At 62.5% G+C, this 1,107-nt stretch carries 2 pseudogenes; one reads left to right on the top strand and one right to left on the bottom strand.

The features are described 5' to 3' along the window. A pseudogene (locus U1700_RS15170) lies at positions 1-589 on the top strand (Ti-type conjugative transfer relaxase TraA); the annotation flags it as partial. Positions 590-647: 58 nt separating this feature from the next. Here the strand turns inward: U1700_RS15170 and U1700_RS15165 are convergent. Beyond that, positions 648-1,100: pseudogene (locus tag U1700_RS15165) on the bottom strand (IS3 family transposase); the annotation flags it as partial. Between the last annotated feature and the right edge of the window lie 7 nt (positions 1,101-1,107).

Below are 1,107 nucleotides of genomic sequence, written 5' to 3'. Positions count from 1 at the left end.
GCCGCCTTCGCCGAGCAAGCCTGTCATCGCTGCACACGCCCGTGCATCCGAGCTTGGCGATGCCGTGGCCCGCCATGGCCGCATAGTCCAGGCCATGCGGCATGAGCAAAGCATTGGTGCGCCGTACACACCGGAGCAGCGTCACGAATTGCGCACCAGCCGAGCGTTGCTCGACACGTTTGCCCCGCAAGCGTCGCAGGATCTTGAACGGGCCATGGCGTGTGATCTGCGTCTGATCGGGGAGACGGCACAGGGGCGCACGACAGCAGCGATCCGAGCCATGCAGCTTGAAGCCGAGATGCGCGACAATCCTGCGCTCCGCGCCGATGTCTTTGTCCAGCGCTGGCAGGCGCTGGAACGTCAGCGGAGCCTGCTAATGCGTGATCACGAGGAGACGCGCGCCAACCGGGTCGCAGACCAGATGATGGGCATGGCCAAAGGCGTGGAACGTGACCCACAGGTCGAGTCCATCCTGCGCAATCGCAAGGAGCAGCTGGGTCTTGGCAACAACACCGGCGCCAGTGTTGGCCGGGAGCTCGAGCAGATGATCGGGCGGACCCGCAGCCGCGGGCTTGGCATCGGGATGTAGCACGAGTGATGCGCGGCCCGTGCTACCCGGAATGCGTGAGTGAGTAGCCCCTGGTGTTCTAGATGCCTTCCGCTTTCAAAATCTTTTGCCGTTCGAATTCGACTGGCGAAAGCAGTCCGTTCCTGACTTGCTTGCGCACCGGGTTGTACAACACGTCGATGTAATCGAACACGTTCTGTCGCGTCGCGTCGCGGGTTTGGTAGGTGTGGCGCCGGATGCGCTCACGCTTGAGCGAGGAGAAGAAGCTCTCGGCGATGGCCTTGTCGAGGCAGTTGCTGCGTCGGCTCATCAGGGGCTAAAGATTGTGCGCGCGGATGAAAGCAACCCGCTCCATGCTGGTGAACTGCGAGCCTTGGTCGGAGTGGATCAGCACCCGCTGCTTCGGCTTGCGCCGCCATACCGCGATGTGCAGCGCCTGCAGCACTACATTGGTGGACTGTCGGCTCTGCATCGACCAGCTCACCACGCGGCGCGAGTAGAGATCGATAACAAGCGCCAGATAGGCAAAGCCTTACAGG

Origin of the sequence: Sphingomonas sp. RB1R13 (genome assembly GCF_036663775.1) — a bacterium.
GTDB lineage: Bacteria > Pseudomonadota > Alphaproteobacteria > Sphingomonadales > Sphingomonadaceae > Sphingomicrobium.
Note: the sequence above shows the minus strand (reverse complement) of the source record. Positions and strands in the feature narration are given on the sequence as shown.